At 45.1% G+C, this 20,159-nt stretch carries 19 protein-coding genes; 15 read left to right on the forward strand and 4 right to left on the reverse strand.

Annotated features, from left to right (window positions below):
• Positions 1-10: 10 nt before the first annotated feature.
• The gene (locus AAC155_RS15510; RefSeq protein WP_113043212.1) at positions 11-361 is read right to left on the reverse strand and encodes a hypothetical protein; all 351 of its coding nucleotides are present in this window, start codon (positions 359-361) and stop codon (positions 11-13) included.
• A 600-nt stretch (positions 362-961) separates the two neighbouring features.
• Between AAC155_RS15510 and AAC155_RS15515 the strand changes: the two genes are divergently transcribed.
• From AAC155_RS15515 to AAC155_RS15565, 11 genes are all read left to right on the forward strand, one after another.
• Positions 962-1,534 carry a type 4 pilus major pilin gene (locus tag AAC155_RS15515; protein WP_113043213.1) on the forward strand — a complete coding sequence of 191 codons (573 nt, stop codon included), beginning with the start codon at positions 962-964 and terminating at the stop codon, positions 1,532-1,534.
• Positions 1,535-1,691: 157 nt separating this feature from the next.
• The gene (locus AAC155_RS15520; protein WP_113043214.1) at positions 1,692-2,486 is read left to right on the forward strand and encodes a prepilin peptidase; all 795 of its coding nucleotides are present in this window, start codon (positions 1,692-1,694) and stop codon (positions 2,484-2,486) included.
• Positions 2,487-2,523: 37 nt separating this feature from the next.
• Positions 2,524-4,119, forward strand: a complete 1,596-nt coding sequence (pilV, locus tag AAC155_RS15525) for a shufflon system plasmid conjugative transfer pilus tip adhesin PilV (protein ID WP_113043215.1) — start codon at positions 2,524-2,526, stop codon at positions 4,117-4,119.
• Positions 4,120-4,187: 68 nt separating this feature from the next.
• Positions 4,188-4,712: a hypothetical protein gene (locus tag AAC155_RS15530; RefSeq protein ID WP_113043216.1), complete on the forward strand. Its 525-nt coding sequence runs from the start codon at positions 4,188-4,190 to the stop codon at positions 4,710-4,712.
• A gap of 85 nt (positions 4,713-4,797) precedes the next feature.
• A complete protein-coding gene (locus AAC155_RS15535) occupies positions 4,798-5,139 on the forward strand; it encodes a toxin co-regulated pilus biosynthesis Q family protein (protein ID WP_113043217.1) in 342 nt (113 codons plus the stop codon).
• 4 nt (positions 5,140-5,143) lie between these two features.
• The gene (pilN, locus tag AAC155_RS15540) at positions 5,144-6,748 is read left to right on the forward strand and encodes a PilN family type IVB pilus formation outer membrane protein (RefSeq protein WP_113043218.1); all 1,605 of its coding nucleotides are present in this window, start codon (positions 5,144-5,146) and stop codon (positions 6,746-6,748) included.
• Positions 6,749-6,751: 3 nt separating this feature from the next.
• On the forward strand, positions 6,752-8,044 hold the full coding sequence (pilO2, locus tag AAC155_RS15545; RefSeq protein WP_113043219.1) for a type 4b pilus protein PilO2: 1,293 nt from the start codon (positions 6,752-6,754) through the stop codon (positions 8,042-8,044).
• On the forward strand, positions 8,031-8,573 hold the full coding sequence (gene pilP, locus AAC155_RS15550) for a type IV pilus biogenesis protein PilP (RefSeq protein ID WP_113043220.1): 543 nt from the start codon (positions 8,031-8,033) through the stop codon (positions 8,571-8,573). The genes pilO2 and pilP overlap by 14 nt, the downstream gene beginning before the upstream one ends.
• Positions 8,574-8,594: 21 nt before the next feature.
• On the forward strand, positions 8,595-10,157 hold the full coding sequence (locus tag AAC155_RS15555) for a GspE/PulE family protein (protein ID WP_113043221.1): 1,563 nt from the start codon (positions 8,595-8,597) through the stop codon (positions 10,155-10,157).
• A 12-nt stretch (positions 10,158-10,169) separates the two neighbouring features.
• Positions 10,170-11,261 (forward strand): type II secretion system F family protein, encoded by a 1,092-nt coding sequence (locus AAC155_RS15560; RefSeq protein ID WP_229015575.1) that lies wholly within the window; start codon positions 10,170-10,172, stop codon positions 11,259-11,261.
• 15 nt (positions 11,262-11,276) lie between these two features.
• Positions 11,277-12,371, forward strand: coding sequence for an ATPase, T2SS/T4P/T4SS family (locus AAC155_RS15565; RefSeq protein ID WP_113043223.1), 1,095 nt, complete (start codon positions 11,277-11,279; stop codon positions 12,369-12,371).
• Positions 12,372-12,714: 343 nt separating this feature from the next.
• On the opposite strand, the gene AAC155_RS15570 is transcribed toward AAC155_RS15565, so the two are convergent.
• On the reverse strand, positions 12,715-14,028 hold the full coding sequence (locus AAC155_RS15570) for an FAD-dependent oxidoreductase (RefSeq protein ID WP_113043224.1): 1,314 nt from the start codon (positions 14,026-14,028) through the stop codon (positions 12,715-12,717).
• 160 nt (positions 14,029-14,188) lie between these two features.
• Between AAC155_RS15570 and AAC155_RS15575 the strand changes: the two genes are divergently transcribed.
• Entirely contained in the window at positions 14,189-14,863 is a 675-nt protein-coding gene (locus AAC155_RS15575) for a TetR/AcrR family transcriptional regulator (protein WP_113043225.1), read from the forward strand.
• A 115-nt stretch (positions 14,864-14,978) separates the two neighbouring features.
• Here the strand turns inward: AAC155_RS15575 and AAC155_RS15580 are convergent, their stop codons facing one another.
• Positions 14,979-15,104, reverse strand: coding sequence for a hypothetical protein (locus tag AAC155_RS15580; protein WP_262405169.1), 126 nt, complete (start codon positions 15,102-15,104; stop codon positions 14,979-14,981).
• Positions 15,105-15,294: 190 nt separating this feature from the next.
• On the opposite strand from AAC155_RS15580, the gene ldtD reads away from it, so the two are divergent.
• The 3 genes from ldtD (at position 15,295) to AAC155_RS15595 (ending at position 18,340) form a co-directional block, all read left to right on the forward strand.
• Complete coding sequence (gene ldtD, locus AAC155_RS15585; protein WP_113043226.1) at positions 15,295-17,019, forward strand: L,D-transpeptidase; 1,725 nt, start codon at positions 15,295-15,297, stop codon at positions 17,017-17,019.
• 79 nt (positions 17,020-17,098) lie between these two features.
• Positions 17,099-17,647: a YcbK family protein gene (locus AAC155_RS15590; protein WP_113043227.1), complete on the forward strand. Its 549-nt coding sequence runs from the start codon at positions 17,099-17,101 to the stop codon at positions 17,645-17,647.
• Between the two features lie 45 nt (positions 17,648-17,692).
• The gene (locus AAC155_RS15595; protein WP_113043228.1) at positions 17,693-18,340 is read left to right on the forward strand and encodes an MBL fold metallo-hydrolase; all 648 of its coding nucleotides are present in this window, start codon (positions 17,693-17,695) and stop codon (positions 18,338-18,340) included.
• 416 nt (positions 18,341-18,756) lie between these two features.
• Here the strand turns inward: AAC155_RS15595 and AAC155_RS15600 are convergent, their stop codons facing one another.
• The gene (locus AAC155_RS15600) at positions 18,757-19,947 is read right to left on the reverse strand and encodes an amino acid aminotransferase (protein WP_113043229.1); all 1,191 of its coding nucleotides are present in this window, start codon (positions 19,945-19,947) and stop codon (positions 18,757-18,759) included.
• Between the last annotated feature and the right edge of the window lie 212 nt (positions 19,948-20,159).

Raw genomic sequence — 20,159 nt, forward strand, 5'->3', positions numbered from 1 at the left:
AACAATAGGATTATTTGCTTTTTTTATTGTCGGCAGCAATACGAGCTTGTATCCCCTTCTGGGATAATTGGGTTGTAGTGGGTGATATTCGTGGTGTAATATCAAAAATATTCATATCATAGAATTCTGGATTATTAATAAATGGAAAATATCCGGCAGGGACAATGATATTGTATTTATTAACCACATCTCTTAATTTTCGGTTCGTTGGTACTCTATCTAAAATAGCCATTAGCCTTGATATTGCTAACTCTAGCTTATCTAGTGGTGAAAGAGTGACTATTGTTACCTCATCTTCTCCACTTAAATGGGCATAATCATCCTTTTTACTTATTGAATAGAAAAATGAGTCATCTGCCATTTTATTATAAATAGTTATTTAATTGAGTATTTAATTCCCTATTCCTTTCTCAATAGTATTCCTTTCTCAATAAATAGCGAGCAAAAATTCTCTGTCGGCATTTAAAAAACCTTGGTTAATGCAAGGCGTTTTTCTTCAACAAAGAATATTCAGAGTTGAGCACTGTTGTATGCCCCATTTTTACGAAAATGTGATCTGTGACAGGCTCAGTACAACAGTAAGTCTTAACAACAATCTAATTTTATATATAAATAATTCTTATTTATTGTCATTTGCTGCTAATTGACAGAATGAAATCCATTGACTTTTTAATGAGCTGTATCATTAGTTTTAATCGATACTTTCGATCTAAATTAATAAATTAGATAGTTTTTATCGATCGATTGTGTGATTTTTGAACGATTTAAACAATTTTATTTTCTAAATGATAACTTATAGTATTAATTTCATAACGAAATATTGAAATTTTATAAATACTTTTATCAATTAAATCATAACGCAAATATTTTATTTCTTTTGTAAGTATATGAGTGATTAGCAAATAACAGTTCTTAAGTACGAGTTGTAACACATCTATATTTCGATTTTGGAGTTATCAGCATGAATAAGAAAGTCAATGTATTGCGTGGCGCCAGGTATCAATTAGGTTTTACGCTGATTGAAGCATTAGTTGTGATGATTGTTGGGATTGTGATATTAGCCGCCGCCGCCGCGGGGATTGGTAAGTTGTTTCGGGCTTCGGAAATTTCAACCGAATCGTCGAATATTACTCAGATGGCCGCAAATTTGAAATCAATTAAAAATGGCGCCAAAGGTTATGACAGTTTGGATAACAAGATTGCCATCCATTATAAGGTTGTTCCGGCCAATATGACTCAGGATGGTAAGTCCGGGATTATTTTTAATAGTTGGAATGGCAAGGTAATCATTTCTCCGGGAGATACCACCGCTCAGACCTTTAAGATTGAGTATCAAAATGTGCCTGATGAGGCTTGCCAGCAACTTTCGTTGAAATTGCGAGTGGCGGGTTGGTCGAAAATGACCGTGGGTGGTGGAGGTGGGAAAGGACAGCAGTCAGCCACGGAAATTAAACCAGATTCGACTTTGGCGCAAATTGAAGCGGCGTGTAATGCCAATGATGCGAATACCGTGACGCTTGTTTCTGCCAGTTAGAGTTTGATTGATGTTTTGATGTGGATGTGTGGCTTGGCAGGCTCGGTGAAGGCTTCTCAAGCTGCATTTTCTTGGTGAGGGAAGTTGCCGGTTTCTCTGGTTCTGTTGTTGTTTCCCTTATCTAATCGTTGTGTGCTGAATCTGCCGGGAGATCATCATGATGATAGGGTGGTTGCAATCTTCTACCGGGTGTTTGGTCCTGGCATCCGGGTTGCTAGGGCTGTGTGTCGGAAGTTTTCTTAATGTGGTGATCTGTCGCCTGCCGATGATGATTTTCTCTGAAATCAATAATGAGTCTGTCAGCTTTAATCTCTGTTTTCCTGGTTCCCATTGTCCACGTTGCAGCCACGTGTTAGCGGCCCGCGATAACATTCCCCTGTTGAGCTATTTGTGCCAGAAAGGACTCTGTCGATACTGTAAGGGTGCGATTTCTATACGTTATCCACTGGTTGAAGGCACGGTAGCGGTGCTCTTTTCCTTACTGGCTTTGGACTTGGGTTGGAGTTACTCGTTGTTGGGGTTTTTAGTGTTCAGCTCGATGTTGGTCGTACTGGCGGTAGTCGATTTCGAATATATGCTGCTGCCCGATCAACTGACACTTTCTTTGTTATGGCTAGGGTTGCTGTTTAATTTGTCATCCGCCGGTTTTGTCGCGTTGCCTTTGGCTGTCATTGGCGCAGTTTGGGGATATCTGTTTTTCCGGCTGGTTGAGTGGATCGCCCGGCGATTGACTCGACGCGATGCATTAGGCATGGGAGATGCCAAGTTTCTGGCGGCGCTCGGTGCCTGGTTAGGGTTGGAAGCGCTGCCAGTAGTGATTTTGCTGGCGGTGGAACTCACGCTGGTAAGTTATCTGGCAATGCGGTGGTTACGCAGAATTAAAACACCGCAGATACCTTTCGGGCCAGGTCTGGCAGTAGCTGGATTGATTGTCGCGCTTTGTCATCGGTAGCTAGCCGTGGTGCAGTTTTATAATAGAAGGGCTGTTTATGCATGATGGTAAGTCTGTATCCATATTGATGATACGTCGTCGTAATGCCGGTTTCACTCTGTTGGAAGTGACGATTGCACTTATGGTACTGGCGTCAATGATGGTGGTTGGTGTGATTTATCTGAATAGGCAGAGTGATATGTTGGTGAATCAGGTGGTAGCCGGGCAAATCCAGCACCTCGGCGATGCCGTAGTGGATTATGTGAATAATAATTACACCGCTTTAAGTCAAGGACCCACGTCAGCACCAATCCATTGGGCGGAGATGCGTCCTTATTTGCCCCCCGGATTGGATCAAAATACAGTCAATCCGCTTGGTCAGAAATATGATGGCGTATTACGTGTCGTTGTGCTGCCTAATGGCAAAAAACGCATCGATCCGCTGATTTACACCGTTCCAGCAATAGAAGGCGGAAAACAGCCGGATGTGGCGGAACATGCAATGAAAATCGTGCAATTGATTGGCGTTGGCGGCCTCTATCTCGATTACCGGGATCGTGACAGTAACAATCCAGTCACTTATTGGAACAGTTACGGTCAGGTCGATTCCCTCGAATCTTTTGCTGGTTTTTTCAATGAACAACCTACTGAAATTGGACGCATTTTTTACGCTCCATTTGTGCGGGATGCATCAACTTATGGTCCCGGTACCTTGGCCGGTGATTTGCTTCATCGGCAAAAAATAGATGGGCATCCAGAGTGGAATAAGATGGAAACCAGCATCAACATGGGGGGCAATCACCTTGATCAGGTCGATACGCTGTCGATGCAAGGGAGCGGTGTGGTTGATGGGGTGAATAAGGTCGCTTTCTCTTCCCGTTTTCAGCAAAAACAATCTTATATCGCGCAAGGTAATGATGGCGCGATGGTTGTTAATCCAACACATGGCACGCTATTTATTTTGGATGGTAATGCTAATCCCGCTAGGAAAGGCACTTTGGCTGCCGGTGATGTTCATGCAGATCAGAACGTGGTTGTTGGTAATAACCTGGTGATAAATACGAAAACGGGCAGTTTTGCCGGTAGGGGATGTCCAGCGTTAGGGAGCGTATCCATGAGTAAACAGGGAGAGTTGTTGATTTGCCAGCATGTGGGTTTTGGTATCCCGATTTTGCAATGGAAAGATGTCGCAGGGAATAAACGATTGTTTGAAAATCAAATGGTTATGGGAAGTGGTGACGGGCCTGCGTCAGGGATGTCGTCTGCTGTGGCGGGGAGGAGAGATACCGATTATCTCAGTCGTGGCGGTAAGGAAAGCAGCCAGCCCTTTTTGAACAATTCAGATTCTCCTGTGTTGGTGACGGCTTCCATACCATCCCTTTCTCATGGTTATCACCGGCGTTGTGTGTTGGCGGTGTATGAAATGAATGTGCATGGTAACGACCAACAATATAACTTTCCGCTGGTTTCTCAGGGAGCGGGGTTGATGGATAATTCCGGCGCTAATGCTCGTGTCACTCTACGAGAGGCAGCGCCTTGTGCCGTGACATTCATCGCCAAGCCGCATAGGAAATATAATATTATCAGTATGTTACACGCTGCGTACAGAGTACGGAAAACGGAGGACAGAAAACAGAGTATAGGGAGCGGATGATTGGCTGTATCCAATGTTGATTTTTCTGGTGGGTGGATTTTTACGTTTTTAATTTGCGGAGAACGAAAATGTGGCCATTAGCGATTGTTAGCGTTGTCGTTGTGTTTTTCATGCAACTGATTTTTGGTCAGTTGTTACATGAAGTGCGTGTGCAGTCAGTGCGTGCCAGGACAGATGTCGCAGCGTTGTTTCGTAGTTATGCTTCAGCCGGTGTGCAATTACTTAATCATCATTCTCAAGGAAAGATCAGGCGCCGGAATATGCAGCAGGCATTAACTGCTTTGCATATGGAGTGGGTAAACACCGGTGCCTGGTGTGACAACTTTTCCAGTCAGTGTCTTTGGGGGGGATTTATTTCAGGGGCCCATGTCTATATTTTCCGCAAAAATATCAGTGCTAGTGACAATGTGTTGTTGCACGGGGCTTTCGCGGAATTGCTGAGATGGGGAGCAGAACCCGATCAGATAGGTTTCAAGCGTGGCTCTTGGCTTATCGATGGCAAGGGAAAACGCATAGAAAGCCAACTTGCCAGACGATTACCGGGTGATGTTCGGGAATTTGTTTCTGACGGAGCGCTGGTGGAAATATTGTAGTTGCTATTCCGCAAGCGGGCTTTCTTCGGGTAACTGACCCATTAATGGGTTGTTTGGCGACTTATTTTCCTTTGGAGAAAGATCGATGAATAAAATAATCGCATCTGTTTTTATGGCGCTTGTCTCTCTGTCAAATGTCGCCGTTTACGCTACACCTGTGCCAACATCGGTTCCTCTGGCGGCAGTGTGGACAGCAACGTCGGGGCAAACGCTGCGTGATGTTATACAAGCGTGGGCCAGTAGGTCCGGTTATGAGGTGGTGTGGGATGCTTCCTATGATTTTCCGATTCGGGCTAATCTGCGTTTCAGTGGCACGTTCATTCAAGCGGTGAGTGCGTTGTTCGACGCCTACACAATGGCGAATCGCCCTTTCAACGTCGATATTTATCAGGAACAGCGGCTTGTCCATGTTCAGGCTCAGGGGTAATAACATGTCTATTCAGTTTTTGACGTTTTACAGAGGGTTATTGTTGCCCTGTGTAGCCGTTGGACTGTCAGGTTGTGCGGCAATCGCTAAGGTCGATCAGCAGGCAGATACCGAGATGGCGCAGGCGACTAAGGTTATTCAAGGATTACGTGATAGTGCCGCCGCAATGTCGGTACATGTGCATGAACATGGTTATTGGGTGTCAACTAAGGAGATCCCTTCGAAGAAGGAGAGTGAAACCGTCTCTTGTCGGTTGACCCTTGAGGAAGCTGAGCCGATTACCTTGGGTGAGTTCGCGGATAAGATCAAACGTATTTGCGGTGTACCGGTGGTGATCAGCGCCGATGCCCGGCTTGCTGTCTATCCCGGTTCGATATCGGGTGAAAAAGGGAGTGAGCAGGGAGTTGTGGTGGTCAATTCAGGCACACAGCCGGTATCTGGAGAGGGGGAGCCGGAAGTGTTGAAAATTCATGTGAATTGGCATGGATCGCTAGTGGGGTTGCTCGATTCGGTTGTTTCGTCGTCCGGTTTGCATTGGAAAGTACATAATGGCGCAGTGCATATTTTCAAGACAGAGACGCGGGTGTTTCAAATATATGCATTGCCGGGTACGGATGCATTGTCTTCCAGCGTGACTGCGACGACGAGTGCGACGTTCGGCAGTGGAGTCAGTGAGGGGGATAGTGGTAATAGCGGTAGTACTCAAACCCTTGCAACTTCTTTGACACGTTCGGTGATGGATGAGATCCAAAAAACGGTATCAGCCATGCTGACGCCGGGGGAAGGTAAGCTAACTCTATCGATGGCGACAGCATCGTTGGCGGTAACCGATTCACCCGAAGTACTCGATAGGATTAAGGATTACATTGATCAACAGAATAAATTGCTGACCACCCAGGTGGTGCTTAATGTCAAGATCCTGAATCTGACTTTCGATCGCACTGATCAGTATGGTGTCGATTGGTCGCTAGCTTATAAAAGTGCTCGTATAGGATTGAGTAATGAGAGCAGGAATAGTGTTAGTGATGACGGCGGAATCAGTACCAATATTCACATCCTCAAAGGGCCATTCAGTGACAGCGCTTTGCTAATTAAGGCGTTATCAGCGCAAGGTAAAGTATCCATAGTGACTCAACCCTCTGTGACTACGTTGAATTTGCAGGCAGTACCAATGCAGGTGGCAACTCAGACCGGTTATGTTGCATCCATTTCCAATACTTCAACGCCACAAGTCGGTACTTCGGTGGGGATTGAGCCTGCAACAGTGACGACGGGTTTTAATATGTTGATGCTGCCTTATGCTATGGCTGACAAGCAAATATTGTTGCAGTACAACATTAGTTTGAGCGATTTAAAGAAGCTGGAGAAATTTGGCAAGGAAGAGACCGGTCAGGTGCAGTTGCCGACGATAGATTTACGCGCATTCAGTCAGAAGGTGCGGCTGCATTCTGGTGAAACGCTGGTGTTATCAGGGTTCGAGCAACAGTCGGATACCAGTGATCGCAGTGGTTTAGGTAGCCCGGATAATCAGCTCTTGGGAGGGAGCCGTCAGGGTAAAAGGAATCATAATGTGATCGTAGTCATGATTACGCCTATAGTGGTAGATTAAAAGATGACCGAGATAGGCGTGGAGCATGTCATGCAAATCAAGTTATGTGGTAAGACTCTGGTGGCTGGCATCATCTGGCGGCCGCCGGTAGCTGTACTGGCGCGGGCTAACATGCGCAGAAATGGGATTGCAGCGGGGTTTACCCTAGCCGTTCGCCATCGTGTTGGACGAGGTGTTCAGGTCGGTTATGCGCCAAAGGAGGCAGGAGAACCCGGTTATTATTCATTGGCTGCTGTCTTGGCTAAAGTGGTGGATAAATCTAACTGGATCGGTGCGTTTCGTTTGTCTGATGCGTGTTATGCGTTAGTGGCAGTACATCAGGGTGCAATCATGGCTGGACGTGATTTGATCGGAACTCGCGAAGAGATCGAGACGAAGTTGCGTGAGACGGTACAGCTAGTCGAGGATGCTAATGGGGTGTGGCATGCCATCTATGCGCCGAAGGAGTTTGAATCGCTGTGGCCGGAGATGCCATTAGAGCAGCTATTATCGAAATCGATATTGAAAAAGTCTGTCGGTCAGCTAGAAAGTTTAACCGGTGAAATGTCGAAGTATCAAATTAAGGTCTTTGTCATGACCGCCGGTTTAACACTTTTGTTGGGGGGCGGTTGGTGGATGTGGCATACCTATAAGCAGAATAGGGTGGTGGAACTACCTGATTTACCCCGTGAGGTAGTGGAAGCCCTACCACCGCATCCGTGGCTTGCACAACCGCAAATGGCATGGCAATTCTCTACATGGAAGAGGGTGTTAGCCAGAGTGCCCTTGTCGCTGGCAGGTTGGCAGGTTGAATCGATTAGCTTGGATACTGATACGGTTTCCGTGAGCTATCAACGTCATGAAGGCATGCCGATCAATATCTTTCAGGTCGCTGCCATCAATATTTTCCGAGCTGGTCCGGTTATCTCCAATGGGGGAGAACAAGCACAGGTATTGATACCGATTGAGCAGCAGAGTGAGGATCAGGCAGGTAATGATGATGTATTGCAGTCATCCGATCAGGCGTTGGTTGAATTGATCTCTTATTTTCAGGCGCTAAATTTGCCCCCTCCGGTTTTGACTGAGAGTGCTTCCGTCTTGCCCCCACCACCGCCTCCCAGAGCAGAGGGAGACACACAGGTGTGGGCCAATCCTGATTGGCAGACTTATAGTTGGACGCTCTCTTCTCAGTTACCTCCAGATGCTTTGTTTTCAGGTAAGCCTTTCCCTGGACTGAGGGTCACTAGTGCCAAAGTGGTGTTAGCTGATGGTTTCCCTCAGTGGGAACTCAATGGAGTTTTCTATGCAAAAAATTAGTCAGTTTATGATCAGTCTGTTGATGGTGTCGGTATTTTCGTTGGCATATGCACAAGTATCATCCACTGAGCGTTCAGCAATTCAGGCGAAACCTGTTGCACAGAAACCGGTATTGTCAGAGGTGACGGCGAACAATAGCGTTGCTGCGCAATTGGAGAAATTACAGACGGATGTGATGTTACTTAAAGCCGAAACTGCAAGGGCAAATGCGCAGGCTGAACTCGATAAAATTTCCAGAATCGTGAATAGAGGCAGTGTTGTTAATAACGATTTGCCTTTAGTCAAGTCAATCTTTGGACGTAACGGTGTGTTGATTGCCACGCTCCGGTTTCGTTTGGGTGGCATTATGGATGTGAAAGCGGGTGATTGGTTACCGAATGGTTATAAGGTGATCCGCATTAATTCCGGGGTGGTGACTTTCGCTAAACAAGGACGATGCTATGACGTGGGCCTTACCGCAACCAATGATGCATCGTTGTTAGATAGTCTTGATTTAATGGTAGCGCCACCGTTGCCGTTAAGTCGTTAATTGCTGAGTAGGCGGTTTCCTATGGAAATAACAAGCTCCGATCTGCTGTGTATGGTCAGGCAGGGCGCAAAAGTTTTATCCGCCCTGAGCGGTGCACTTGAAATCGAGTCAGCGAACCGTAGTTTGATCTGTCTGATTGAGTTGCCTCAGCAAAAGGGGCAGTGTGTGCTGGCGGTATCTGCTTCCCATCGCCTTGATCCCCATGTGCTGGCCTATGAGGAAACCGTTAAAAGACACGGTCTTACCTATCAGATTGTCACCTGTGGAATGGGGAGCATATTGGAGTTGTACCGTCTTAACAAAAGCCATAATCATAGTCATGGGTTAGGCGGAACGGAATCCGATGTTCAGCGTTATATCATTCGCTTAATTGGTGAAGCCACTGAGGAGCGCGCGTCGGATTTACATATCATCGCTCGTCATAATTATTGTGAGGTTCGTTGCCGTATCGATGGTTATTTACGGCCAGTGGGACAGTTGCGCCCAGAGGAAGGATTGCGGCTGTGTGCGACGATTTACCAAAGTATGTGTGATGTGGCGGAGCCGACTTTTAAGCCGATGCAAGCACAGCGTGCGCGAATGAAGGATGAATTTCTTGCCGAGTGCGGGCTTTCTGGGGCACGAATTAATACACGTCCTCTTGATCGTGGCATGTTAATGGTGTTGCGATTGCTGTACGCGGATAGCCCCGGAACCGTGCGCACCTTAAGCGATCTTGGCTATTTGCCGGAACAGTGTCAGATATTGGAAGCGCTGATGGACCATCGGGCCGGTGTGGTGCTGCTATCCGGCGCGACGGGTAGCGGCAAGAGCACCACTTTGAAAGTCGTGATGCAGAAGATGATAACCGAGCAAGCTGGCATTCATCTGCTGACACTTGAAGACCCTCCTGAATATGAGATTGAAGGGGCTAATCAATCGCCCATCACCGGTGATCGTGGTGATAGCGTGGTTATCGAACAAGAATGGGCAATGGCAATCGCTGATGCAATGCGACTCGATCCTGATGTAATTATGGTCGGTGAGATACGCGATGCAGTGACGGCAAAGATGACTTTCCGGGCAGCCATGACCGGCCATCTTATTTGGACCACGATACATGCAAACGATGCGTTAGCGATTTTGCCCCGCTTGCAGGATGAGGCGGTAATGGAATCACTGTTAATGGATTCGCGGTTGGTCATCGGCTTAGTCAGTCAATCGCTGATTCAGGTGTTATGCCCTCATTGCAAAATTCCTTTGCAAGGGCATGAGCAAGAACTCTCCGAGCGTTTGTTGAAACGGCTAAATCTTTATTGTCAGCCGGAATCGGTTTGTCTACAGGGGAAGGGTTGTGACTATTGCAAACAGTGCGGTACCGTGGGCCGAACCGTCGTGGCGGAAGTGGTTCAGACTTCTCCTGGCTTAATGCAAGCTTATCGAACCGGTCATCATCATGAGGCAACCCGATATTGGATTACGGAGATGGGCGGTATCAGTAAGATCGACGCACTTATTCGCAAAATAAATGACGGAATGATTGATCCCCGTGCCGGAGAGCGTGTGATGGGGCCGATTGTCCCGGTGGGCTATCAAATCGAGTAAAACGATATGTCAATGACCGATTTTGTTGCAAGACTGAACTATCGAATGGCGAAGATACAGTTCAGTAAGAAAGTGCGGGCCCGTTTCTATGAGCATCTTATTATGATGCTAGAGAATCGTGTCATGCTGATTGATGCATTACGTGAAATGTACAATGTTGCCAGCAATGAAGGCCATAAGCCTAACGGTGGTTATGCGTTGGTGTTGAGTAGTTGTTATGAATCTGTGAGTCAGGGCAGCACCTTGTCAGAGAGTTTGCAACAATGGATTGGTCCTAATGAAGTGGCGGTGATTGCCGCGGGTGAGCGCTCCGGTGATATACGTAGTGCTTTCACGGATGCGATCGCCATGATCGAAGCGGGTAGTAAAATTCGTCGTGCGGTTATTGGTGCATCTATTTATCCTGCGGTACTCATTGGGATGATATGTGTATTGTTGCACATTGTAGCAGGCAGTCTGGTACCGAAATTGGCTGCGGTTTCCAAGCCAGAAACTTGGGATGGTGCGGCTTATACCCTATATTTGATGGGAACATTTGTTAATGACTATGGGCTGTATTCACTGATATTCCTGGTGATATTGTTCATGTTAGTAGCATTATCGTTACCTTTTCTTGGGGGACGATTGCGAACGGGACTTGACCGGTTTCCACCGTGGTCACTGTACCGAACCATTCATGGCAGTATGTTTATACTGAATGTATCGTTGTTGATCCGTTCAGGGATGATGTTGCAATCGGCACTAGAATTGCTGCTGGAACAGGCGGGTTCACGCTGGCTGTATGTGCGTATCGCTGCCACGCTTGAACACATCTCAATAGGGACCGGTTTTGGTGAGGCGTTGCGCGATACCGGTTACCGTTTTCCTGATAATGAGGCGATCAGTTATCTGCGGTTGTTGTCACGGTTACAGGGATTTGATCAGTCAATGGCAAAGTTCGCACGGCACTGGCTGGATGAAACGATCATTAAAGTCCAGATCGTGACGCGTGGGTTCCTGTTCGTTTCGATCCTCATGATCGGTGGTATGTTGATGCTGGTGGTTACCGCGGTGTCTGGCATTGAGAATGCCATTGAGCAGTCGCTCTCTCTGCCCTCTGTTTAATGTCGAGGCTAACTGATGAAAATTCGCCAAGACATGGAAACTGAAACTCGTGCATGTCGCGAGAAAGTGCTGGATGAGCTGAGAAGAGCTTGCGGACCGATTATCCTCCAAGCGCTTGATGACAAGGATGTGGTGGAAATAATGATTAATCCTGATGGAAAATTGTGGATTGAATCGTATAACCAAGGCATGAGTGAAGCGCAATCTGATTTTCCGGTAGAGGCGTCAGAGCGGATTTTACTGATTTCGGCAGCACTGCAAAAATCGGATATTGGGACTGATATGGGCCTCATTGAAGGGGAATTTCCGTTGGGGAGTGCGCGTATTGCCGGTGTCTTGCCTCCGCTGGCAAATGCGCCGACTATTGCCATTCGTAAACACTCTCCGGTGGTATTATCGCTGTCTGATTACCGCAAAAGCGGCATTATTAAACCGATAGGCATTACCGCCATGCGGTTGGTATCCGGGATAGCGAGCTATAAACGCAGTTTTGAACATCCCATTGAAGCAATTCGCGAAGCCGTGGTTATGCGTAAGAATATTCTAATCGTTGGGGGTACCGGCAGTGGGAAGACGACGCTAGCTAATACTATTTTGTACGAGATTAGTCTGCAATGCCCGCATGACCGTATCGTGGCGATTGAGGATACGATGGAATTACAGCTTAACAATGCTAACCGAGCGCTGTTACGCACTAGTCAAGATGTGGATATGCGTCGTTTGTTGCGGACTACGATGCGTTTGCGTCCAGATCGTATTGTAGTGGGGGAGATTCGCGGCGGTGAAGCTTATACTTTGCTCAAGAGCTGGAATTCCGGCCACCCTGGAGGGGTAACAACAATGCATGCTAATTCATCTGAAGAGGGGCTACAAAAACTGGCGCATTACATTTATGAAGATGAGACTGCACAGGGTTTTACTCCTGATACTATCGGTTGGATGATCGCCAAAAGTGTGAATCTGGTGGTGGTAATAGAAAAGATCGCAATGGAACCGGGAAGAATGGTGACAGAAATTTGTGAAGTTTCCGGGTTTATGAATGGTCGTTACAATATGAATGTTTTGTGCTTACAAAGTAATGGGTATTGTGAATTCAAACCACGTATTTAAAGGTGTGATGTTATGGTATGGTATATTATGTGAATCTACCATTTAAAAATATATAATTTCATAAGTTTTTGTAGCCCGGATAATATAGAATTAAGCCATTGTAAATTTGGCAAAAACCTATCAAGTAATCCGGGCATGGATTTTTTATTATTTTTTTAGACAAAAATCTTACGGTCGATTCGATAGAAAATAATCGTATCTCCCTGATTAAGTCTTTATTTTTCAAAAAGAAGTTCTCACCGGTTTACCAAAACCAGACTCTATTCTTGAGCCGACGCAATATTACCGCAAATTCTTTGCTAATCGTTCATTTAAATTATCTGGAGGTAAAGTGAAAGCCTCTTTATTGCGTACTACTAAAAGAATGTGTAGTACCTAATTTTATTTTTCCCGGGTGTTGCGCAGATTTTGTTATCGGGAATAACACTCGCTTTATTGGCGGTAAAGTTTGTGCAACCCGAAGTACAGTTCGAAACAGTATTCGCTTGATCATTGAGCGATCGGCTGCATTTAGCGCGGTACGTAACGAAATCTCAACGGCCTCATTAGCATATGTCCGCATTTGTTGTTCATAATCTGAAATCGCCTTGATTAAGTCTTCATGACCAGATGCTACGCGAGTTAGCGTCTGTGTGAGTAAAAGTGCGTCTCGAAGCGCTATGTTTGCTCCCATTCCTACCATTGGCGTCATGTTGTGAATAGCGTCGCCAAGTAGAGTGACAGCGCTGGAACGCCAGGGTAAGAGATGCTCCATACTGCGTAACGGAATCACAGAGATGTTTTCCATATCACTCTGCTTAATCAGGGTATGCAGGTTCGGGTCCCATGCAGCAATACGGGTACAGATCAGATCACACAGAGATTCCGCGGGAAAATCGGTAATCGTATTCGGATAGCTATTCGTTGCTGCTGCGTAGGCCCACATGACAAAATCACCAATTTCTGTCGATGTGGCCTTTACCTGGGTATTGATTGGAGCACGCCATAGAGAGACAAACAATCCACCAGAGCTTTTAGGCACGATATTGTTGGGCGACCCATCCAGCAAATATGGAGGCAATGAGGCAGCAAGAGCTTGGGTAAGGCGCACACGTCCAACGGTGAGCGTGACGCCAATATCAAGCCTTTTTATCGCGGGGAGGTACTGCTTGCGTACTTTTGAATTGCTTCCATCTGCACCGATAAGAACATCAACATCTTCGTGACTTCCATCGGTGAAAAAAAGCCTGACTTTACCGTTTTGCATGTGTTCATAACGCTCGAACGTTTTGTTCCATTGAACGGTATCTGAGAGCCCATCGTTTAGTACTTCTATAAGTTCAGATCTGCTGATTGACATCCGATCTTCGGTAATGATCTGTCCATCCTCCTGATGGATATCTCTCTGAGCTGCGAGAAGAAGACGTAGATGTTCATCATAGAATCTTGTCTGTCCACCAACAGGCTTTGAAATCTTTTTAAAGGTTAGCCAGTTGGTTTCTGGGAGGCATTCCTGCATTGCTTGCTGGCCGAATGTATCGACGTAAATTCCATAACCGGGAAGTATGGATGATGTGGCAGAGCCTCGTTCATAGACTTTTACTTTTATTCCGTTTTTGCGCAAGCCATGTGCCAGGCATGCTCCACCAATCCCTGAGCCAATTATTCCAACGTTCATTTCTTTTTTCTCCATAAGTAGTACGATGTGATTCTGAAAGAATCATGGTGACTGTAGCTGGCCAGGACCATTTGATCACAGCCATCGGTTGTGTTACTGCTATAGTCTTAATAATAGTATACCGTACCGTTCGGTACCAATAAAAATTTAGGTTTTTTACATGACAAATACACCTAAAGCCCAAACAGATCACAAAAGAACCCGTTCGTACTCTAGAATTTCAGGAGAACGAGTTAACGAGCTGTTAAAGATTGCTGCTCAGGTATTTGCAGAACGGGGTTTTGATGGTGCCAGTATCAATGAGATGGCGAAACGTGCTAATGCTTCGAAGGGAACCTATTATAGTCGATTTCCTTCTAAAGAAGAGCTGTTAGTCGCTGTTGTTAAGCAGAGAATAGAAGAAGTTGAGGGCGGTCTGGACAAGACCATGAACCCCGAGCCAGATATTGGGAAAGCATTAACCATTTTTGCAGAGGAAATTTTCACGGTAATTCTTTCAGAAACAATGATTGCAAATTACCGGGTGGTCACTCTGGAGGCCCAACGTTTTCCGCAATTAGGTAAAATCTATTATGAAAAGGGTGTCAAAAAGATAGTAGATTTTCTTGTCGAATATCTGGTACGAAAGATGAAGGAGGGAAAATTGAACATAGTAGACCCAAAAATCTCCGCAGAGGTGTTTATCGATGGCATCATTGGAACGCCAAGGCTTAAGGCTACTTTGGGCATTGGTTTACCTACTCCAGAGGAGCAATCTCAGCGAATTGCCATTGCTGTTCAGTCATTTCTCGCTACATATGGTACTTCCTCATGTGATAGCACTTCTTCATCATGATAGTCGCGCTGTAGTAAACCAGATGTAGTAAATCAGAAATTATCGTTCAGAAATTATCATAGGAATAGCGTTGAATTAAGGGCCTGCCTGTTATCAGGTAGGTCTTTCTGTTGAATTAAGGAAGCGGTTTGAATGCCTTGGATATATACCCGTCATCTTTCAAGTTGCCTCTTTGTTGGCTGCACTCGCTCACCCCGGTCACATCGTTATCTATGCTCACTCCCTTGCCGTCGCGATCCATCTTGAAATCCATAGGGTATAGACGAAACGCTTTGGCGTCTTTTTGGCTTGGTTGGTGATGGCTTATTATATTTCCTTTGTAAGTAAATAGTTTACAATGTAAATAACTTGTTGTTTTTCTTTGATTAGAGTTTGAATTTGTCATAATTAAAATTAACTCATGAGAATGTTATGAAGGTGGGGATGTTGATATGGTAAAAAGAGCGATAAAGCCACTGTGTATTTCGGTTATTTGTAGCACATCGGTAATAGCTGGATATGCTTTAGCTAATCATCAGAATAGGCTTATTGAAGGTGATATTCAAAATCTGCCAAAAATGCAGATTGAAAAGATATCTGAGACAACAACACCTGAACAAGTACAAATTCAAACTGCTACAATTTCAGAAACAGAACGCCGTAAGATGCTGCGAAGTTGGATACCAGCACAAATTAAGCCCGTTTTCTTTGACCGATTGGTTAGTTTGTACTCCTCTAACCAGATGCAACCTTTGTGGCAAGATAAACTCGCGGTTCAATGCTTTGAACAGCAACTTTCAGAACTGGCCTTGGCTGGGTTTCAGCCGCAATTTGGTCAATGGCTGATTGAACTCAATGATGCTCAATTGAGTCAGATGGGACGTGATCTCATCTTATCGGATGCTATGCTAGGTTATTTACAATTTGTCTCAGATGTCGGCCATCAGGGCCAACGCTGGCTCTATCGCACTATACCATACAAAATACCATACAAAATTGTATTACCTTCACCAGTCGTTATAGATCAGTGGCAGCAAGCTATTATCAATCACAATGTGGCCGCTTATATCGCAGCATTGGCACCACAACATCCTCAATATGAAAATATGCGCAAGGAGATGATGAAACAACTGGCTGATAGTAAACCGTGGCCACAGCTTTCTGACAAAAATGCGCTAAAACCGGGACAGAATAGCGCTGATGTCGCTGTGTTGAAGGAAATACTTATTCGTCTTGGTATGTTGAGCGAACTGACAACTCAATCAGATAATATCTACGATCCTGAACTGGTGACTGCGGTGAGAAATTTCCAGCATTGGCAAGGGTTGGCACCGGATGGTGTAATCGGTAAACGCACAAGAGATTGGCTAAATACTTCTCCTCAAACCAGAGCAGGATTGATGGCGCTTAATATCCAGCGTTTACGTATTATCCCAGGATATGTGTCCACAGGAATTATGGTCAATATTCCCGATTATTCATTGCATTATTATCTTAATGATCAGGAAGTATTGGACTCGAAAGTGATCGTTGGTCGCCCAAGCCGTAAGACACCCATTATGAGTAGTGTGTTGAATAATGTGGTGATTAATCCTCCCTGGAGTGTGCCAACTAGCCTGGCAAGAAAAGATATCGCACCACGGGCGGTTGATGATCCCGGATATTTTCAACGGCGAGGATACGTTATCTTTTCAAATTGGCGTGCTGATGCCAGTGTAATCGACCCTTACACTATTGATTGGAACGTGATTACGCCTGCTAACTTTCCTTATCGAATATGGCAAGCTCCGGGGCCGACTAACTCATTAGGCCGTTATAAATTTAATATGCCAAATTCTGATGCTATCTATTTGCATGATACGCCGAACCATAACCTGTTTAACAAAGACATTAGAGCGATCAGCTCTGGTTGTGTGCGGGTTAACAAGGCTTCAGAATTAGCAAGTATGTTATTGGAAGATGTAGGTTGGCATCAGAGTAAAGTGAATAATACCCTGAAACAGGGTAATACCGTTTATGTTAACATCCCACAGCGTATTCCAGTTTATTTGCATTATTTAACTGCTTGGGTAGATGAGCAGGGGGTACCTCAGTACCGTACCGATATTTATGACTACGACAATAGTGTGAGACAAGGTACCCAGTTTTTGTCAAAGTTGTTACCTTTACAAAACTAAATGCAACTAATTTTTGTTATTAATTGTCATAGTGACCAGTTGGCCTATTGTTTCTATAATTTGGGTATGATGTTTCTTCATGGATATAATCGATCATAATCGCCGCAAGTGGCTTAGTGCGGGAGCCGCTGCTTTAGGCTTGAGTTTGTTGCCGGGGTATACTTTTGCGACTCTGGCCACTCCACGTCCACGAATTTTACGTTTTGACAACTTACATACGGGTGAAACGATTAAAGCTGAATTTTTTGACGGCTATCGTTACAACAAAGAAGAGCTGGCCCGTTTGGATCATCTGTTTCGAGATTACCGTCAAAATAGAGTTAAGACTATTGATCCTAAATTATTTGATCAGATTTATTTGCTGCAAATGATGATAGGGATTAATAAGCCTGTACAACTCATTTCTGGTTATCGTTCACTGGTAACCAACAATCAGTTGCGCAAGCAAAGTAAAGGCGTGGCTAAACAGAGTTACCATATTCACGGGCGGGCGATGGATTTTCATATTGAAGGTATTGAACTTAGTCGTATCTGCAAGGCTGCTCTGAAAATGAAAGCGGGAGGGGTAGGATACTATCCACAGAGTAATTTCGTTCATATTGATACAGGTCCCGTCAGGACGTGGTAATCTGGTGAGTAACTATTTTGTTTTGACTATGGAGTAAATGAAATAATGAAATACCAAATTATTCCTGTTACTGCTTTTATGCAGAATTGTACCCTTATTTGGAATGAAGAGAGTAAGGAAGCGGCAATTGTTGATCCGGGTGGTGAAGCAGAAAAACTGATCGCCGAGATAGAACGTCGTGGTCTGAAATTGACTCAGATTTTATTGACCCATGGTCATTTTGACCATGTTGGTGCAACAGCGGAAGTCGCTGAACATTTTAATGTGCCGGTCTACGGGCCACAGCAGGAAGATGCTTTCTGGATCGAAGGCTTGCAAGCTCAAAGCCGGATGTTTGGCATTGAAGAATGTCCATCATTTGAACCTGATCGCTGGTTAAATGAAGGTGATGAGCTGCGGGTGGGGGGCGTTGATTTATCTGTATTGCACTGTCCGGGACATACACCAGGGCATGTTGTGTTTGTGAATCATGTAGATAAGCTGATTTATATGGGAGATGTTTTATTTAAAGGAGGGGTTGGGCGTAGTGATTTTCCACGCGGTAATCACCGGCAGTTAATTAACTCAATTAAAGATAAACTTCTGCCACTTGGTGATGATTATGAATTTATTCCGGGGCACGGGCCAATGTCGACGCTAGGTCATGAGCGGCAGACTAATCCATTTTTACAGGATGAAGTATCAGGTTGGTGATGTGGCGTAGCGTTTATATTCAATATACCCATCATCTTTCAAGTTGCCTCTTTGTTGGCTGCACTCACTCACCCCGGTCACATAGTTATCTATGCTCCCGGGGATTCGTTCCCTTGCCGTCGCGATGCATCTTGAAATCCATAGGGTATAAGTGTCAATTTGAGGGCTGGCTGATAGTTGTTTGATGGCAACTATAACTGGTTGGAGACTTCAGTCAGATTTTGATCCAGATCACGAAAATAAACGGACATAATGACTCCGTTTGCTCCGGTACGTTTAATCGGCCCTTCAAGGATTTCAACTTCATTCTGATGTACTCAATAAGATTAATATCACAATTGTGTCGGACATCGAATCTTCTGAATGATAAAAGCCGCTGAATTTCAGCGACTTTTCATCGTGAGGTAAATGTTAATTTAGAGTACTGCAACAATGGCTTCACATAGTGGAGCCATGTTTTCTAACGTCAAGCCAGCGACGTTAATACGACCGGAACTGACAGCGTATATGCCAAACTCCTCACGCAGACGTTCTACTTGTTCTTTTGTCAGGCCACTGAATGAGAACATACCATTTTGGCTAATAATAAAGCTGAAATCCTGTTTTGCCCCTTTTTCCTGCAAGGTATTGACAAACAGTTGACGCATACGCTGAATACGTTCGCGCATGGTGGTCAGTTCCTGTTCCCAAGCTGCTTTCAGATCTTCATTTGATAAAATGGTAGTGACAACAGATGCACCATGAGCGGGTGGGTTGGAATAGTTAGCACGGATAATCGCTTTAGCTTGGCTAAATGCTTTTTCTGCTGTATCACTGTCACTAGCAACAATAGTACAGGCACCGACACGTTCATTGTATAGGCCAAAGTTTTTGGAGTAAGAGCTGGCAACAATCAGTTCATTATGATTTTTCGCAAAAATACGTAGGCCTTCTGCGTCTTCGTTCAGGCCCTTGGCAAATCCTTGATAAGCGAAATCAAAAATAGGCAACCAGCCTTTCTCCGCAGACATTTCTGCCAGCTTAGCCCATTGTGCCGGGGTTGGATCGATGCCCGTCGGATTGTGGCAGCAACCGTGGAACAGAACAACATCACCTGGCTGAGCTTCAGACAGGCTTGCTAGCATGTCTTCGAAATTCAGCGCGTGTTTTTCAGCGTCATAGTATTTATATTCACAGACTTCCAAACCGGCGGCGGAAAAAACGTTTTTATGGTTTGGCCAGGTTGGGTTGCTAATCCAAATGCGTTTAGCATTAGTCTGTTTGGCAATGAAATCCGCAGCAATACGTAAAGCACCTGTACCGCCTGGGCTTTGTGCTGTGCGGGCGCGTTTATCTGTGACGACTGGGTGATCTTTGCCAAACAGTAATTCTTGAGTTACGCGGCCAAATTCAGCTAAACCGCTAATCGGCAGATAATTCTTTGTTGTTTCGTTTTCCAGCAAATATTGTTCAGCTTTTTTAACACTACTCAGAACAGGAGTTTTTCCTGTTTCATCTTTATAGACACCGATACCAAGGTTGATTTTATTTGTACGAGGATCAGAACGGAAACTATCGGCTAAGCCAAGAATAGGGTCGGCAGGCGCTGCGGTAATTTTCTCAAACATGTTTGTAATTCCAAAGCTCAGAGTTAAGCCCAAAAGGGTAGTCAGGTTAACGCCGCTAAAACGGTTTGCCAACTATTTGTCGTAAAAAGAAGATAATCTTGTGAGGCAGTTTGCGGAGTGAGAAAAAGTTGGAATAGTAGAGAGAAAACATAAGACTAAAAAAGCAGCACCTAAGCGCTGCTTTCTCTTCATGATGCTTAACTTGTTCAGCT

This window comes from Photorhabdus sp. HUG-39 (assembly GCF_963878365.1).
GTDB lineage: Bacteria > Pseudomonadota > Gammaproteobacteria > Enterobacterales > Enterobacteriaceae > Photorhabdus > Photorhabdus kayaii.